At 56.1% G+C, this 17217-nt stretch carries 16 protein-coding genes and 1 tRNA gene; 4 read left to right on the plus strand and 13 right to left on the minus strand.

All coding sequences use genetic code 11. The features are described from left to right. Positions 1-93 precede the first annotated feature (93 nt). The gene (locus tag AC1RPZ_RS26510; protein WP_493140755.1) at positions 94-1215 is read right to left on the minus strand and encodes a helix-turn-helix transcriptional regulator; all 1122 of its coding nucleotides are present in this window, start codon (positions 1213-1215) and stop codon (positions 94-96) included. Positions 1216-1313: 98 nt separating this feature from the next. Between AC1RPZ_RS26510 and AC1RPZ_RS26515 the strand changes: the two genes are divergently transcribed. Beyond that, a complete protein-coding gene (locus AC1RPZ_RS26515; protein ID WP_493140757.1) occupies positions 1314-2171 on the plus strand; it encodes a hypothetical protein in 858 nt (285 codons plus the stop codon). Between the two features lie 65 nt (positions 2172-2236). Then, positions 2237-2602, plus strand: coding sequence for a hypothetical protein (locus tag AC1RPZ_RS26520; protein WP_493140759.1), 366 nt, complete (start codon positions 2237-2239; stop codon positions 2600-2602). A 289-nt stretch (positions 2603-2891) separates the two neighbouring features. On the opposite strand, the gene AC1RPZ_RS26525 is transcribed toward AC1RPZ_RS26520, so the two are convergent. Then, the gene (locus AC1RPZ_RS26525; RefSeq protein ID WP_493140761.1) at positions 2892-3548 is read right to left on the minus strand and encodes a hypothetical protein; all 657 of its coding nucleotides are present in this window, start codon (positions 3546-3548) and stop codon (positions 2892-2894) included. A 435-nt stretch (positions 3549-3983) separates the two neighbouring features. Between AC1RPZ_RS26525 and AC1RPZ_RS26530 the strand changes: the two genes are divergently transcribed. After that, positions 3984-4802 carry a hypothetical protein gene (locus tag AC1RPZ_RS26530; protein WP_493140763.1) on the plus strand — a complete coding sequence of 273 codons (819 nt, stop codon included), beginning with the start codon at positions 3984-3986 and terminating at the stop codon, positions 4800-4802. 154 nt (positions 4803-4956) lie between these two features. Here AC1RPZ_RS26530 and AC1RPZ_RS26535 read toward each other — a convergent pair whose 3' ends face one another. The 10 genes from AC1RPZ_RS26535 to AC1RPZ_RS26580 all read right to left on the minus strand — a co-directional run bounded on the left by AC1RPZ_RS26535 (position 4957) and on the right by AC1RPZ_RS26580 (position 14713). Beyond that, entirely contained in the window at positions 4957-5232 is a 276-nt protein-coding gene (locus AC1RPZ_RS26535; protein WP_493140765.1) for a hypothetical protein, read from the minus strand. Next, positions 5229-6209, minus strand: coding sequence for an integrase domain-containing protein (locus tag AC1RPZ_RS26540; RefSeq protein ID WP_493140767.1), 981 nt, complete (start codon positions 6207-6209; stop codon positions 5229-5231). Before AC1RPZ_RS26540 ends, AC1RPZ_RS26535 begins: the two co-directional genes overlap by 4 nt. Positions 6210-7110: 901 nt before the next feature. After that, positions 7111-8439 (minus strand): tyrosine-type recombinase/integrase, encoded by a 1329-nt coding sequence (locus tag AC1RPZ_RS26545; protein ID WP_493140768.1) that lies wholly within the window; start codon positions 8437-8439, stop codon positions 7111-7113. Positions 8440-8603: 164 nt separating this feature from the next. Beyond that, positions 8604-8679, minus strand: a tRNA-Thr gene (locus AC1RPZ_RS26550). Positions 8680-8948: 269 nt separating this feature from the next. Further along, positions 8949-10190, minus strand: a complete 1242-nt coding sequence (locus AC1RPZ_RS26555) for a nucleoside deaminase (RefSeq protein ID WP_493140770.1) — start codon at positions 10188-10190, stop codon at positions 8949-8951. A gap of 310 nt (positions 10191-10500) precedes the next feature. After that, complete coding sequence (locus AC1RPZ_RS26560) at positions 10501-11730, minus strand: methyltransferase (RefSeq protein WP_493140772.1); 1230 nt, start codon at positions 11728-11730, stop codon at positions 10501-10503. After that, positions 11711-12400, minus strand: a complete 690-nt coding sequence (locus AC1RPZ_RS26565) for an ABC transporter permease (protein WP_493140774.1) — start codon at positions 12398-12400, stop codon at positions 11711-11713. The genes AC1RPZ_RS26560 and AC1RPZ_RS26565 overlap by 20 nt, the downstream gene beginning before the upstream one ends. Then, positions 12397-13092: an ABC transporter permease gene (locus AC1RPZ_RS26570; protein ID WP_493140776.1), complete on the minus strand. Its 696-nt coding sequence runs from the start codon at positions 13090-13092 to the stop codon at positions 12397-12399. Before AC1RPZ_RS26570 ends, AC1RPZ_RS26565 begins: the two co-directional genes overlap by 4 nt. Before the next feature lie 78 nt (positions 13093-13170). Further along, positions 13171-13926: an ABC transporter substrate-binding protein gene (locus tag AC1RPZ_RS26575; RefSeq protein WP_493140778.1), complete on the minus strand. Its 756-nt coding sequence runs from the start codon at positions 13924-13926 to the stop codon at positions 13171-13173. Between the two features lie 13 nt (positions 13927-13939). Continuing rightward, complete coding sequence (locus tag AC1RPZ_RS26580) at positions 13940-14713, minus strand: ABC transporter ATP-binding protein (protein WP_493140780.1); 774 nt, start codon at positions 14711-14713, stop codon at positions 13940-13942. A gap of 555 nt (positions 14714-15268) precedes the next feature. On the opposite strand from AC1RPZ_RS26580, the gene gabP reads away from it, so the two are divergent. Beyond that, on the plus strand, positions 15269-16660 hold the full coding sequence (gene gabP, locus AC1RPZ_RS26585; RefSeq protein WP_493140782.1) for a GABA permease: 1392 nt from the start codon (positions 15269-15271) through the stop codon (positions 16658-16660). Positions 16661-16731: 71 nt separating this feature from the next. Here the strand turns inward: gabP and vapC are convergent, their stop codons facing one another. Beyond that, the gene (gene vapC, locus AC1RPZ_RS26590; RefSeq protein WP_493140784.1) at positions 16732-17139 is read right to left on the minus strand and encodes a type II toxin-antitoxin system tRNA(fMet)-specific endonuclease VapC; all 408 of its coding nucleotides are present in this window, start codon (positions 17137-17139) and stop codon (positions 16732-16734) included. Between the last annotated feature and the right edge of the window lie 78 nt (positions 17140-17217).

Here is a 17217-nt window from a genome sequence, read left to right on the forward strand (position 1 = left end):
CTGGAGTTCGCTGGAAAATTCGGCGTACCCCAACTAGTAACTATAAATAAATCAGCTAGTTATGGCGTTCTGTGGAATCGAACTCGGGATTTTTTAGATGTCAGCACGTTGTCGGTCTGCAAGTAATTCAGAGCCGGGTTCAATCGGGCCGGCCTTGTACATACCAACTGCCCGCTCTAGGACGCCCTGAACGTGATTTCTTAATTCGATGGGCGATAGGACTTCGATGTCGGCGGCATTGCTGAGCAAAAAAAGGCGCAGCCCCTGAGTGTCGAGTATCCGGCAGTTCAATATCCAGCTCCCGGCCTCGGCGACCAGGATCTGGTCCTGTGAGAGCGGATTTTCAGAAAGCCGGTTATGCAGGTTGTCACTAAGGCGCAAGCTGACATTTACGGGTACCGGTGAGTGGATAGTCATCAGGTGCTGTTGCGCATCGATCGAATTGATGTCGTAGCCATCAGGGTCGGCGATTTCGCGTTTACCAGGTTCCACTTTTAAGATTCGATGAAGCATCAGCGCACACAGCTTGTTGGGGCCATTGCTGCTGTACTTCCCACGGGGGGCGTCGGGCTCTGGAGTTTGACCAAGAGGCCACTCCTCTTCCTGCACTAGCGCAGACAAATAGGTGTTTGAATCTTGGTGAGATAGGCCCAACGGTTTGAGTTGATAGACACACTGGATGTCACCCACATCCCGGGGCTGATACGTCACTTCCAGCGGCTGGTTTCCGAATATGGCCTCCTGGATTTTGGTCAGATGGGTTAAGTCGTACTCCCCGGGGATGAGGACCGTAAACCGAGTCCCGGTGGTTATTCGCTTTTCCCAATCCAGCTGTCGTTTTGAGTAGTCGTTCATGACACGAAGTGCATGACGTCGCAGTGGCGAAAGCTTTTCGGTGTGTGTCTTGAGACCAAACCGATCCGCATGATCGAAAATGGTCGACAGTGTCATCGCCTCCGTTGGTGAGAGCGTCAAATTAAAATTGGCTCCGGTCGACGACCAATAGAGTAAGTGCTTGGCAGCACCTCGGCGTTGGCATTTTATGTAGCCATCGGCCTCGAGCTTTAGAAGGTCGCGCTGTGTTGTTTTGAATGGATGATCAACGTTACCTAAGCAGGCACACATCGCTTCATGAACTTGAGACGTCGGTAAAGCGGTGCCATGCCGCTGCAAGATGTCACGCAGATAATCTCGACGCTCGTAAAAAGAGACCATGGTTACGCCCAGGACAAAAAGTGTCCTAAGTGTGTGGAATGATGCTCGGGCTGGCAAGGAAAACACGAACTTAACCGTCAGCCCACAGGAGCATGTCCATGAAGCGTTCAACCTATCTTGCCGATTTCCATGTCGCTGGTTTCGTCCATTGGATGGCCACGGAGCTGGATACTTCCCTTTTCCAGCATGCCTATATTGATCGCCGTAGCGGGAAAGAATGGAACTGCACAAGCTTGTTCAACGCTTTCGAAAAGTATCAGTGGAACCACCCGGGCAACCAACGTTTGGCCTTCAACCCAGGATCGACATTCTTAAGTAACGCAAAGGCATTGGCTGCATTGAAGGCGGACTTGGTCGCCGCCGGCACCGACGATTCGAAAGTGGTGGAAGCAGCGTCGGGTGTCATGGCATGGGGCGGAGTGACTGCTCGAAACAATGAATGGTTAAAGCTGAACCAGGCCGGGTTGGCGCGATCGCTACAAGATGTTCAGGCCGCCATCAATGCCGGCGATCCTGAAGCCCCTGCGCTGCGCTGCGACCAGCTGCGTTTTAACTCCGGAATGACCAAGGTTTACTCTCTGCTGTGCGATGACTTCGTGATCTATGACAGCCGCGTGGCGGCAAGCTTGGGATGGCTCATCGTCAAATACTGCGATGCGAAAAGTCTGGCTAGCGTTCCAAGTTCTCTCTGTTTCCCATGGGCGGCCGCGAAGGAGGCTCAATCAGCTGTGTCGCCAAAGCGTCGGGACCCAGGTGCAGGTCCTTACAAGTTCAAACGCTTGCGCTCGGGTTCACACCATGCCCTTTGGAACATGCGCGCCAGCTGGACGCTTGCCGCGGTCCTGGCGCATCCCAAGGCCTCAGGCTGCGGTTTCCACGGGATCGTCGAACCTAAAGATTCTCTCCGTGCACTGGAAGCTGCGTTGTTCATGATTGGCTACGATTTGGGGCAGTGACCTAATGGCTGTCGCCTGACTGGTCCTCGGGAACGCCGGGGACCACCTTCGGATTAGGAAATCGAATGATGGAATCATTGAGTAATGTGCAAGTCTTGATCATGAGTCTCGCAAGTCATGGGGTTTGCGTTGGAGCCCTTCAGGCTGAGGTGGCGCAACGGCTCCCAGAAATGACGGACGAACAGTTCCAGACTGCCCTCTTCGCTCTACAGGAAAGAAATCACATTATCGGTCAGGAGGTGAATGACCAGTGGGTGGTATCGACCGTCGATCATGCAGCTCCCGCTTACCAGTCGGAATACAGTCCTGAATTTGCTGAAATGATCATTGCTGCGTCGTGCGGTGAAATGACTGAAATTGACCCTGATGAAATGATCGCCCAACTCGAGGTGATGATTAAAAACGCCCGGGTCAAAAAATCTCAGTCTTGAGTCTCATGCCGTATCGGCAGAAATCGACCCAATATAGATAGTCCGTCGTGAAGAGCGAAAAACGGCCAGTTATTCGATAGAAACATGGCAGCGGCCTGAAAAAACGCAGCAAATGAAAAGGCCCTTAAAACTTAAGAGCCTTACTTGAACTAACGAAAAAATTATCCGTCAGAAGGGAATATTGTCGTCAAAATTTACCGGAGGCTTAGGTTGTTTTCTAAGTTCAAAAAACTGTTTATTCTCTAATAACCATTCCCAACCGGCGGTCGTGAACGAGCAGCCGGTGTACTCATCCCCCCTGATAGTCAGTGCAGGGTTCGGAAGTCACCAGACCTCGTTTAGTCAAGGTATGAAGCGCAATACTGGCTGCTAAATTTGTAAAGCCTGCTTTTTCCATGTCACGTCTTAGCTGATAGACGGATACATTATCGCTAGGAGCCATAATGTTTTCACCAATTGCAGCGAGGGCAACAATTTCATTCTGATCTAGGCCTTCGATCTGTTTTAGCATAGAAGGGGCCGCAGCGGTTTCGAGAGCTTCGGTCTTTTGAATAAGAGCTTGTATTTTAGATGTGATACTTTGTTTCAAGGTTTCGAAATTTCGCGGAGCACCAGTCTGGTATTTAATTATTGTTCGATGTTGAACATCAAATGGGAATCGAGTTGTGCGCTGCTCGGAACATACAAGTACCACTTCTTTTCCTGACGCGATTGCATATCCCAGCTCAAACCAAACGTTTGGATTATCCAAGCTAATATCCGCGAGGCATATACGTGCATCTCGGATTCCCTTCTCGATATCTTGGATAGGGATACTAACCTTTGGATCTTGATCAACACGGTACGGTTCTAGACCTCCAGCCCTGATTGCCGGAGCAAAAACATCTTCATACCGATGGTCAAAGTCACCTCCGTCAAAAGGCTGCATAACGAAGCAATGCGGCATGGTCTTCTCCCTGATACTCATTTTGCGAGGGTGGCAAACCTGTCAAAAAGGTCACGCCTTGAGGTCATTCTAGGCCTGGTGAATGCTCCAATGAGAAAAATCGTTTTGATGACTCAGGACTAATGTCTCAACAGGCATGCAGTTACAGCCGATATCACGGCAAGGATGTCGTGGCTCCGGCGTGATGACGAACGCCTGGTGCTGCCAGTCATGAATGCGCAACTTCGATATACCAAAAGCAGCTTATGGCCGAACGGGGCCGGTGAGGCCCGGCAGGATCGAGCAAAAGGTGGCATAGACTTCCAGGCGGCCATCTGCTAGCTTTTTTGGCGATTAGCTCCTAAAGCCATCACTTGCGAAAAGTCTGAGTTCTCTAAAGGAATTCGTCGTCGGTGGAGGACTGGTAGGAACAGAGGCAATTTTCAGGAGACATCTTTGGATTTCAAGATCAGTGACGGATACAGGTCTGCTCGAAATTTGTCCACAGCCACTTGTGCGGCGGCTCTTGGCTGGTCTGCTCTGCAGTTTGAATTCAAAAATATTCAGACGGATATCTTTGGCAGCCTAGATCTAACCACCGCATCAATACCTCTAATTTTGATTTCAATTATCACTTATAACTGCTTCCGTACCACGGTTGAGTTCATGATGCAGTCTGTGGAGATCCGACGCTGGCGGTATGCACAAATGGATTTCAAAATTTTATTTTGGTCAACTTTAGCATCTTTAGCAGTTTTGGGCGCTAGTGCGATGCATAGGTCTTTTGAGACAATCCCATACACCTTGGCGGCGTGGGCTCTGCTGCTTGTAGCCATCATCCCGACGACTATAATCTCCTATGTCTTTATTTTCCCTGCAACCTTGCTGGTGGGCAAGTTTAAAAAGCGTAGATCGGTCGCAGCTATGGCCGGGGAAGCTCTCGGGTGGGCTACCGTGACCACGTTATTCTTATACCTTGCTGGAATAGTTGCAGCGGTAACTTGGGCGCCAATATCATCGTACTGGACAGTAAAGCCAACTTTTTTAAATCTTTCCTTATTTACCTTTTCTGAGATATTCGTTACATATGCAGTTTTTGCAAGAGACGGATTCTATTCCATGGTGTTTTTTACAAGCTCGACAGAAGTGCTAGAGCGAAACTCAAGAGGCAAGCCGACTAAAATGAGGCTAGGCGTAATAGTTCCAATATCTGAAGAGTGGTACCAGGACGCTAAAAAGATAGCACCTGCCACTACCGATGTGAAAAATCCGTAAGCCAAGAGAAAGAAACAAAGTTACCTATACCACCCCTCACGAGACCAGGGTGTTCAGTGACTGCTTCGCTAACCAACACTGGTCTAGCGTTTGCGGTTGCTAGTCCCCAATGGTTGATCTGACAGGCCGCTTCTGGCCGTTTTCTGACCTTCGTTTAGCGGTTGAACTGCCAGGGTTTTCCTAAGCGATAAGTGAGTAATTGCATGGTCAGCAAATAGTAATAACGCGTCGATTCAGTGTGCTGGTTTAGGTGGTGATTCAAAAACCACGCAAGGTGTTTTCTCCGCCAAGTCCATGGATTGTCGCGTTGCCAGCGCTCAGCGATCGCTGTTTGGATAGCCTTCGCCTGACGCAGGTGGCGTTGGCGCGTGGTATGCGACCCGGTCAGGACGCCCGCCAGGAACAGCTCCATATCGAATACCGTGCTCATGCTCGACCACCAATGTAAGCGGCCACCACGACGATACGGTCGTGCCCCAGCTCATAGCTGATTTGTACTCGGGCATCCTGATCTAGGCGACGGTCGAGTTGATAGCAATGGCCACCGTTGATGGGGGCGGGATGGTGTGTGATTTGCTCATAGCGTTCGCACGCATAGGCCGCCCGCAACTCGTGGAAGCCTTTGAGGTTGTACTGATGGAGGATGTCCCGTGCAGGACGGACGATTCCCCGTTGGAAATCGAGGTAGGTTTCGTTCGGTGCAAGTAGGTTGCGGCTACCGTCGGGTGAGACCTGTTCGGCGAATCTCAGCGCCTCGCGAATATGATCATCCGCCCTGATCCAGCGAGGTGCCGAGGCACCTGAGCGGCCCCCCTTGGTGCCATCCTGGATGTTGATCTTGCCATATAGTTCGGCCTCACGTTTTAAGCGCGGAAGGTCGGCCAAAACGGCCTCACGTAAGCGCATACCGGTGGCTCGCGCTAACTGAGCGATGGCCGCGGCGCGCGGCTGCTGGTTTTCGTAAAGTACGTCGACGATCCGCTTCACCTGTTCGCGATCTTGGCCTTGCGGCGCTGAACGACGCACACTGGTGCGCCGCATTCCCAGCGCCTTACTCGGGCTCGGCACTTTCACATACTGATCACCGCGAAGCGCGGCCATGGTCCGATTCACACTGGACAACCGGTTTTGCGCAGTGGCGATGGCCAGCTCACCTTGTTCAACTTGTTGGCGCAGATGTCCGGCGTAGTCCAGCAAGGTCTGCCAATTAATCTGCCGCGCATCGTTAAACCCCGGTCCTTCCTCCGACCGACACCAGCGTACAAACGCCTGCCAGCGATCACTGTGTGCCTTGACGGTGCCGTAATGCCCGCCGCCAAATAGATCGCGCAATGCCTGCGGCCCGGCATAGCTCAGTTGCCGGCCATAGCCAAAATTGCGCCCATCCCGCCTACCTACCAATGCCATGATCAAACTCCTCTCGAAGCCAAAACTTTTAAAACTTTCCCCACGTCATCCCGCCACGAATGTTGAGTGTTATCAGGGATCAAGGCCCCTGCGACCTGTGAGGGTTGTCCACTAACGCGGGACTGGCGGCTCTTTACGACCGGGAGCTTGGGCATCTCATGATCTGGCCTCCTGAACACCGTTACCGGTGGGCGGGTGGAGGCTGCACTGGCTGACGAGACCAATGCCGCGAGATCCTGAGTCGGGTGAAGGCAGTGATGCGATGACCGGGTCGTGCCTGACTGTCAGTCAGGTGCAGTCCATTCCTTGGGCTGCGGCACCATCATCGGCATCGCTGTTGCTGGTGACTTCGGTGTTTGTCACGCCGATTGTCACGAGGGGGAATACCGCAAAGCCCTGTACGAGTTGGGCTGCAGCAGCGGTAGGAGCGCCCGTCTCTATCCGGGAGAAAGAGACGGGCGCAGGTTGGCGCAAGGAAATGGCCAAGCGGATAGGTTGCTGCAAGGCAGCTATGAAAGGGGAAAGTTGCCGCAGTGGGCACACTGGTAAAAGTAGGCATCCATCACATCGCTGTGAGCGTGCGAGCCGCCGGACGCTAATCGCACTTTGGGAGAACCACCACGGTGTGGCGTAGCCTTAAAGGTTCTGGCTACCTGGGTTGCTGCCAACGACAGCACTTGCCCGATCTTTTCTACGCCTGTGGATAATTTGGGTCAAGGCTCGAATTTTCGGGGACTCTGCGGCTGTGGATGAAATTATCCACCGGTGGAAATCAGTGTTTTTCCACAGACAGTTGCGTGGGCTTTAGATTTTTTAAGTGAGGTCCATCCAAGCAGGGCGGCTTTGCAGCCCCGCTTGGATGGACCCGCGTGGAAGGGCGGACTGCGGTGATCTCATTGGCTTACCCACGTTTGGATGCGCCACGGCTATTTTGTAGGGCGGTGATGTTGTTGCCGACTGGGTGAGCGAATTCGTGAGGCGTTACATGGCCGCTGCGATTGGCATCAATGTAGTTGCTCCACCACGCCATGATCAGCCGGCGCTGCTCCAGAAATTCAGCTTTGTGGATATACGCCGCGCGCACACGGTTGCGCTCCTTGTGGCTCATTTGTCTTTCGATGGCTGCGTCGGTCCATAACCCGGACTCCAGCAGAGCGCTACAGGCCATGGTTCTGAAGCCGTGGCCGCACACGTCCTTGCTGGTGTCATAGCCGACGTTGCGGAGCATGGTGTTCACCGTGTTCTCGGACATGGGCTTCCAGTACTTATGGTCGCCCGGCAGCACCAACTCTGAAAAGCGACTGAGGCTGCGCAGGCGCTCCAGTATTTCGATGACCTGCGGCGATAGAGGAACCATTTGAATGTCGCCATTCATCTTGGTCCCTCGTGTGGAGTTGCGTACCCCTTCAATCGGTGCGCGCGTATCGGGGATTTCCCACATGGCGCGTTGGAGGTCGAACTCACTCCATCGAGCGAAGCGCAGTTCGCTGGAGCGGACGAATACATGCAACGTCAACAGGACGGCGAGGCGCGTCAGCTCGCGGCCGTTGTAGTTGTCGATCCGGTGTAGCAGTTCGGGTAGGCGGTTGAGGGAGAGGGCCGGGCGATGGACTGTGCGCGGCGCGTAAATCGAGCCTGCCAGATCCAGTGCAGGATTCATGGTGATCTGCCGAGCCCTTTTGGCCCCGCGCATGATGGTGGATAAGTAGTTCTGTACCCGTAACGCCACATCCATGGTGCCGCGTTCCTTGATGCGCTGGGTGATCTCTAGCAGGTCATGGGTATCGAGTTCAGCGATGGGTCGTTGGCCGATCAGCGGGAAGACGTGGGTACGCAGTCGGCTCATCACGGTTTTTGCGTGTCCTTCGGTCCAGCGACGGGACATGTCGGCGTGCCACTCCAGAGCAACGGTTTCGAAAAGCAGTGCCGCCCGCTGGGCTACGATCTTGGCCTTCTTCTTTTCTTCCATTGGGTCGAGGTTGTCGAGCAGCAACGCCTTGGCTTCGTCTCGCTTACGTCGTGCGACGGAAAGGGTAACGATGGGGTAATTGCCGATGATGAGCGTACCTTCCTTGCCGCTGGGCTTGGTGTACTTCAAGCGCCAGGTCTTCACGCCATTGGGTTTGACGAAAAGGTACATACCGCCGCCGTCGAACAGTTTGTAGGCGCGTTCGCGGGTTTTTGCCGTGCGGCATTGCAGGTCGCTGAGGGGGATCGCTAGACGTGGCATAGGGGTACGCGCTCCTGACCGGGAAATCGCAGTACCCCTAACATACCCTCGGGGAAGGGGGATTTTGTTGGATCCCGACAGAGGGTCCTGGAACGAAAAAACCCGCCAAAGGGCGGGTTTTCGGGGCTTCCAGAGCATTCGGTGGAATGCAATGGAGCCTAATGTGGTGCCGGCACCAGGAGTCGAACCCGGGACCTACTGATTACAAGTCAGTTGCTCTACCAACTGAGCTATACCGGCGTGTTGGGCGACGATTATAGCGATTGGCTGGGTTCTGTAAACCCCTGATTACTGACTATTTTTCAGTATGCCTTTGGCAAGGTTCTCGTCCTTGTGTGTGCTTGAGCGTTCCAGGGCTGTTCTTGATCAGTTCACGGTTGTCGCGTGGTGTAAAACGTGTCGCTCGCAGGGAGGCTTTTGTTGACGAATGACAGGGTTCCAATCGTGACGTTTTCACGGCAGGCCCGCCATGGTTCGGCGGACCTGGTCTTGCGGGTGGTGTCAGCCGGTTACACGCCGCTTTTGACGGCGTTGATCAAGGCCTGGCTCAGGACTTGGGCGGGCGCCACTTGCACGCTCTGGGTATAGAACGGCGGCAGGTTTTGGGCCAATTGTGACAGCGCTTGGGCCGTGGTGTTTCCCGGCAACAATACGTATTGCAGGTTCGACGGGTAGCTTTGCGGCACCGGGCCTTCCATGGTCGAGCCGTACGCGCCGAAGGTCATCACCGCTTGGGGGGTGATGGGGTCCGGTGCGTAGAGGAAGACGAAGGTGCCGTATTTCGGATGCGTCAGGTACTGCTCGGCCTGGGCACGTACCGCCGGGTCCGGGTCGTTCATCAGGGTCCAGCGCATGACCGCATAGCTGCGGGTGGTTTCCATGAACGCCGTGCGAATCGGCGACTGGTTTTCCACGCCGCCCAGGCACACCAGCAGGTTGCCGAAGGGATCAAGCAAGGCTACAGAGTTGAAGACATTGGCTTGCTGGGCTGTTTTCAGCAGGGGCGGCGCCAGTTCCGCGCCGGGGTCACGCGGGTTGCTGGAGGTTACGGTCAAGGCGTACGGACTCAATCTGGTCAATGCCTGGCGTACCGGACTGTTCGCCGGCAGCGTGGCCGGGTTTTTCAGCTTCGACGGTTCGAGACCGCTGTTGTTGCTCGCTTCGCGCACCGTGTTGACGCTGGCGGAGAAGATCGAGCTGGTGAGGTAATACGCCGCCGAGTCGATGGTCTGGCCGCCAAACACCGGGGTCATCGAGCCTTGATAAGCACGGCTGACAGGAGCTGCGACCGCGTAATACGCCCAGGTTTTTTGTGCTTGCTGACGAATGTGCGGCGGTAACGACGGGAAGGTGAACTGGCTGTTGTAGTTGATCCCCGCGTAATCATCGATCGCACTCACGGCGACGTTGAATCCGGCCGTGAGCAGCGCGCCGGCGCACATGGCGCACGGGTCCAGCGTGGTCACGATGGTCAATTGGTTGGGCGGCGGAAGCTTCAGCTCTGCTGCTTTTTCGTAGTACCAGTCCACCAGTTGTCGCTCGCCATGGGCGGTTGGGTCATGGGGGAGGAAGTAGGTGGTGCCTTTCCCCGGAAAAGGCATTAACACATTGTTATGAAGGGCTGCGATGACTTCGCCCGTGGCGTTGTTGATGATGGCCCCGCCGACGGCGAAAGTTTTTTGCATGGCCGCGAGAATGGCCTGGTTGGCGACGGTATCGACTGCTTCCTGTGCACTTTTCAGTGTGGTCATTGTTGCCCAGCTCCTTGCTGTCCTAAATGCCAGAGATTTCTGACGCATGGCAACGATAGTTCAGGCCACGGAAGTTGGTTATGACCATTCGGCTTAACGCTTATGCACAACGGGAAGCTGTTCCGCCGCGTTTACGGCTGATTTTGTGGATCAGTTCTCAATAAATCGCAACTGGCTGTTTTTTCGCTCGTTTTTCAACATGAACAAAAAATGACCAAGCGCTTTCATGGCCTAAAAGCCATGGATCCAAAGGCTTCCGGAAAGTTTCATCAACAGACTTATCCACAGGCTGTTGAGCGCGATGGGGGGGTTATCGACGTTCCGCAAGCAGCATCAGATTGCGCGGTGTCAGTGGGGCTTCGCAGAATAATCCCAAGTGAACCGAATAACCCTGCTCTTCGAGAAACAGCGCTTGGTCGAGTACCAGCCACAGCTCCAGCGGGCGCCGGAACAGGCCACGCAGCAGCTCCAGATTGCGCACCTGCGCCAGGCGTTCCCAACCGGCGGCTTCCAGTGCTGGCCAGTCCTGCTCGCCGACTGTGGATAAGTCTTTCAGCGCCGCCAGGTCGCGGCAGTAATCGGCGAAGGGTTTATCCAGCCAGGCGCTGGGCAGCGAGGGTGTTGGCAGGTAGTCGTCACAGCCGCGCAGTTGCCGTTGCAGCAGGTCGAAGGCCAGGCGGCGGGCCATCGACGTATCGCGCTGGCGTCGGACGCGGGCGCCGGCGGTGACGGTTTCGCTCAGCGGCAGGGCCAGATCGTCGAGGGAAAGCTGTAGGCCGGAGCCTTTAGCCGCGCCGGACAGCGGTTGGTACTGGCGGGCGCTGATGCGGTTGTAACAGCAGGGCGCAACGGCCAGTTGTTTGCAACCGGCGGCGCTGGCCAGTTGCATCAGCCGTACATGCAAATCGCCGCAGGCGTGCAGGGCGACGGGTGTCTGATCGGCGCTCAGGCGCGCAGCTGCATCGGCTGCCATCACGTCCTGTTGGAGATGATTGACTGCGAGCTGATGGTGCTGACTCAGCGCCTGACCACTGGCGATCAGAGTGGGGTCGTACTCAAGACACGTCAGTTGTTGGCCGGCTTGCAGCAGGCGTCGTCCCAAATGACCTTTACCCGAACACCAGTCGAGCCAATGCAGGGGCTTTGCAAAAAATTGCAGGCAGCCGGCGAAGGCTTCGATCTGCTGCCATTTTCGGCCGGGCACGTCGACGTTCAGCCGTCGGGTCGAAGGCTCGGTCGGATGAACGGGAAGGTTGCCTACAGCGCTGAGGGCAACGGCCTGCGCTGCCAGTTCTGAAAAGGGCGCGGGCGCCAGAAGACGTTCAGGATGGTTGTGGCTGTTTACCGCGTCTTCCAGCGAACGCTGGCGTAGCCAATTCGCCAGTTCGGGATAGGCCGCTTCCCATGGTAGTTGCCGATGGGTAAATGGACGCGGTCGCCAGAGTGCTTGATGCTCTGTAAGAAACTCATCCAGCGCCTGAAAGCGGGCGAGCAGTTGCTCGCCCGTCAGCACTGGCCGGTCAACGTCCCTGGCAGGCATCGACGCGCAACCAGCGCTCCAGCAGCTTGAAGCCACGCACCAGGAGGTAGGCCATCAACAGGTAGAACATACCCGCCGCGAAGAATATCTCCACCGGCAGGTAGGTCCGGGCAATGATGGTGCGGGCCATGCCGGTCAGTTCCAGCAAGGTCACGGTGCTGGCCAGGGCGCTGGCCTTGAGCATCAGGATCACTTCGTTGCTGTAGGCCGGCAGGCCGATGCGCGTGGCACGCGGCAGGATGATGTAGAACAGCGCGGTGGGGCGCGACATGCCCAACGCCCGAGCGGCTTCGATCTCGCCCTTCGGGATGGCCTGGATCGCCCCGCGCAGGATCTCGGCGATGTAGGCGGCGGTGTGCAGGGTCATGGTGGCGGTGGCGCACCAGAACGGATCGCGCAGGTATGGCCACATCGCGCTCGCGCGGACGGCATCGAATTGCGCCAGGCCGTAGTAAACCAGGAACAGTTGCACCAGCAACGGCGTGCCACGGAAGAAGAAAATGTACGCGTAAGGCAGTGCGCGCACGTACCACAGACGCGACGAGCGAGCGATGCCCAGCGGAATGGCCAGCAGCAAACCGAGGACGACGGCGATGGCCACCAGTTCCAGGGTCAGGGTTGCGCCCTGCGCCAGTTTCGGCAGCCACTTGATGATGACTTCCCAGTTCATTGCGTGCTCCTCGCAAAGCCGCGAGCGGCGCGTTTTTCCAGCAGGTGCATGCCGGTCATGGCCAGAATCGTCAGGCCCAGGTACATGAAGGCTGCGACCATGTAGAAAGTGAACGGCTGCTTGGTCATGGTCACGCCGTTTTGCGCGTGACGCATGATTTCTTCCAGGCCGATCACCGACACCAGCGCAGTGTCCTTCATCAGAATCATGAACAGGTTGCCCAGCCCCGGCAGGGCGATGCGCCACATCTGCGGCAGGATCAGCCGGGTGAAAATCCGTAATTTCGACATGCCCAAGGCTACGCCGGCTTCGCGGTGGCCTTTGGGGATCGCCAGGATCGCGCCACGGAAAACTTCCGTGGCATAGGCGCCGAAGCACAGGCCCAGAGCGATCACGCCGGCGGCGAAGGCATTGAGCGCGAGGTCGGGATTGCCGAAAAACTCGCCCAAGGCACGCATCAGGTTGACCGTGCCGAAGTAGATCAACAGCACCCAGAGCAATTCCGGGATACCACGAACCAGTGTCGAGTAGGTGCCGCCAAGCCATTGCAGCGGCTTGTACGGGGAAGTCTTGGCCAGGGCGCCGAGCAGACCAAGTACCAGCCCCAGGCACAGCGCTGTGAGAGCCAGTTTGACGGTCATCAGCGCGCCAGCGGCGAGCGCCGGGCCGAATCCGTAGAGATCGATAGTCATGGATTTCTTTTCAAATCGCGGCAGGCTTTGCCAGGGACCGGCACCGTCAGAGAGCGGTGCCGGTCAGGCCAGTCAGTATCAATAGATGCTGAACGGGAAGTACTTGTCGTTGATCTTTTTGTAGGTGCCGTCAGAGACGATTTCTTTCAACGCGGCATTGAGCTTGTTACGCAGTTCGTCCTGACCCTTGCGCACGGCAATGCCGATTTTGTCGCTTTCTACAACGGCGTCGCCTTTGAACTCGTAGTTTTTGCCGGCGTCGCTTTTCAGCCAATCGTAGTTGGCGTACTTGTCGGCGAGGATCGCATCGACGCGACCGGAGGTCAGGTCCAGGTAGGCGTTTTCCTGAGTGTCGTACAGTTTGATGGTGACGTCGTCGCCAAAGTTATCCTCAAGCCAGGTGCCGGCCAAGGTAGCGCGCTGGGTGCCGATGATCTTGCCTTTGAGCGAGGCCTTGTCGGTTTTGAAGTCGACATTTTTCGGCGCGATGAACTGCAGCTTGTTTGAGTAGTACGGGTCGGTGAAATCAACGGCCTGCTTGCGCTCGTCAGTGATCGACAGCGAGGAGACCAGGAAGTCGAACTTTTTGGCGTTCAATGCCGGGATGATGCCGTCCCAGTCAGAGGTGACGACTTCGCACTCGACTTTCATCTTGGCGCACAGGGCGTCGCCAATGTCTTTGTCGAAGCCGACCACCTGACCGCTGGCATCTTTATTGTTGAACGGTGGGTAAGCCGCTTCGATGCCCATTTTCAGTTTTTCGTCGGCCATCGCGTTGGCCGAAAACACCAGTGTGGTGGCCACGGCGAGGAGGAATTTTGTGTAAGTCTGCATGTGGGTAGCTCCGTTAGCGGTTGCTGGACATGAATTGTTTGCAGCGCGCCGAAAGCGGGTTTTCGAACACCTGCTGGGGTGATCCTTGCTCTTCTATGAGCCCCTGGTGAAGGAACACCACCTCACTGGACACCTGACGGGCAAAGCCCATTTCGTGGGTGACCAGCAGCATGGTGCGGCCTTCTTCGGCCAGGGCGCGGATCACATTAAGTACTTCCTGAACCATTTCCGGGTCAAGCGCGGAAGTTGGCTCATCGAACAGAATCACTTTGGGTTGCATCGCCAGGGTGCGGGCGATCGCGGCGCGTTGTTGCTGGCCGCCGGAAAGTTCTGCAGGGTAGGCGTGACGTTTGTCGGCGATGCCGACCTTGGCCAGCAAGGCTTCTGCCACTTCGATGGCATCGCGCTTGCTTTGCCCGAGCACGCGGCGCGGTGCTTCGATGATGTTGTCGAGCACGCTCATGTGCGGCCACAGGTTAAAGTTTTGAAACACAAAACCGATTTCGCTGCGCAGACGATTGATCTGTTTGCCGTCGGCGGCGACCAGTTCGCCGTTTTTTGCCGGTTTGAGCTTGAGTTCTTCGCCGGCCACCAGGATTTGGCCCTGATTCGGGTTTTCCAACAGATTGATGCAACGAAGAAAGGTGGACTTGCCGGAACCGGAGGAGCCCAGGATCGAGATCACATCGCCGTCGCGGGCGGTCAGCGAGACGCCTTTGAGCACCTCCAACTGGCCGTAGCGTTTGTGCAAGTTGCGGATTTCAAGCGCGGGCGTGGCCTCAGCCATGTGCGGTCCTCATTGTGTTCTGTTGTGCTCCTGCTGTTGGGCGGGCCTTCCTGGCGAGGCGCCAAGCTGGCATGGCGGTCGAATGGCGACCAACAGCCCCACGGGGCGTAGACGGGCAGTGCGTGACGGGTTGCCGCATCAGCGCAACAGACTGTCGCGCCATCAACCACCGATCCCCGTTTGAAGCCATTTATGCGCGGGTGTCGCGTAAAAAAAGGCGCGATGGTGCCAGCTTTGGCCGGGTGTTGGAAGCGCTAACCGGACAAACGTTTCTGATCTGCCCTTTTATTGTGCGTGAGCCATTTTTTCTGTGTGTTTCTGGTGCGTCAATTCGTTAATGAAGTGTGTGGCAGGGTAACGTTCTGGCTAAGTGCCATTAACTTCAATGGCTTGCGATGACGGCTCAGTCGTCGTACAGGCCCCGTAAACCGGCGACGTGAAACATTTTGGCGCACTTATTGCGTGCAGAATAAGGAACGCCCCGTTGGATTCTTTTTACGAGAAAGACGCCAAGCGGGATGGACGCAATCGCTTTTCCTTACAAAGGTAGTTTCAATGAGCAGTACCCAAAGCTCTAATGGCCTCGAACAGGGGCTCAAACCGCGCCATGTGACCATGTTGTCGATTGCCGGTGTTATCGGCGCCGGCCTGTTCGTTGGTTCGGGTCACGCCATCGCTGCCGCAGGCCCGGCCGTGCTGTTGGCCTACGCTGCCGCCGGTATGCTGGTAGTGCTGGTCATGCGCATGCTTGGCGAAATGGCCGTTGCTTCTCCAGACACAGGCTCTTTCTCGACCTACGCCGATCGCGCCATCGGTCACTGGGCCGGTTTCACCATCGGCTGGCTCTACTGGTGGTTCTGGGTTCTGGTAATCCCGCTGGAGGCCAACGCCGCCGCGACTATCCTGCATGCCTGGTTCCCTAACGTGGCCATCTGGGCATTTACCCTGATCATCACTTTGCTGCTGACGGTGACCAACCTGTTCAGCGTGAAGAACTACGGTGAGTTCGAGTTCTGGTTCGCCCTGATCAAGGTCGTGGCGATCATTGGTTTCATTGTCCTCGGTGTTATGGCGATCTTCGGCTTCCTGCCAGGCAGCCAGGTCAGCGGCGTTTCGCACCTGTTCGACACCCAGGGCTTTCTGCCAAACGGCATGGGCGCGGTACTGGGCGCCATCCTGACCACCATGTTTTCCTTCATGGGCACCGAGATCGTGACCATCGCGGCCGCGGAGTCGAAGAACCCGGGCCAGCAAATCTCCAAGGCCACCAATTCGGTGATCTGGCGGATTGGCTTGTTCTACCTCGTGTCGATCTTCATCGTTGTGGCCCTGGTGCCATGGAACGACCCGATCCTGGCCAGCGTTGGTTCTTACCAGACGGTGCTTGAGCGCATGGGTATCCCGAATGCCAAGCTGATCGTTGACATCGTGGTATTGGTTGCTGTGACCAGTTGCCTGAACTCGGCGCTGTACACCGCATCCCGCATGATGTTCTCCCTGGGCAAGCGTGGTGATGCACCGGCCGTTTCCCAGCGCACCAACAAGAGCGGCACGCCGTACTGGGCCGTCATGTTGTCTACCTGCGCGGCGTTCCTCGCGGTGTTCGCCAACTACGTGGCCCCGGCTGCGGTGTTCGATTTCCTGCTGGCCAGCTCCGGCGCTATTGCGCTGTTGGTGTACCTGGTGATCGCGATTTCGCAACTGCGCATGCGCAAACAGCGCATGGCACGTGGCGAAAAAATCGCCTTCAGCATGTGGCTGTTTCCGGGCCTGACCTACGCGGTGATCGTATTCATCGTGGCGGCCCTGACCATCATGCTGTTTCAGGAGGCCCATCGTGTGGAAATCCTTGCCACAGGGCTGTTGAGCCTTTTGGTGGTGGCTGCCGGTTTGTTTGTGGCTCGCCGTCGCAAACTGGAACAGCGTGGCGCGGTAGTGTTGAGCTGATTCGCCCCGCGTAATGCAAAACGGCCGCTGTCAGGGATGACAAGCGGCCGTTTTTGTTTCCGCTGCCGGGTTCAATCGAGGTGTACCCAGTCCTCTACGCGCAGTCCGGGAACGCGCTCAAATTCTCGTAGATTATTCGTCACCACAATGAACCCTTGTGAGCGCGCATGACCCGCAATCATGTGGTCGTAAGGCCCTATCGGTGTGCCCGATTTTGCAAGTTCCGAGCGAATCATCCCGGTGTGGGCAGCGGCTTCGTAGTCGAAGGGCAGGACTTCAAGGCGAGCTGCAAAACCCTCTATGACGGCCAGGTTCTTTTCCGGTGCCGCCGATTTTTCAGCGCCGTAAATCAATTCCATCAACGTGACTGCGCTGATACACAGCTGGCCGTGATGGCGATTGAAAGCGTCGCGCACGACCTGCGGTTTGTTCTTGATGGTAAAAATGCAGATGTTGGTATCGAGCATGTATTTGATCATCAGAACCAGCCCTTTCAAGGTCTTTTCCCTTTATGGACCTTAAGCACCCGATCCGTCGACACATGAGCATGCGCAGCC

This window comes from Pseudomonas sp. GW822-FHT02D10 (assembly GCF_058802345.1).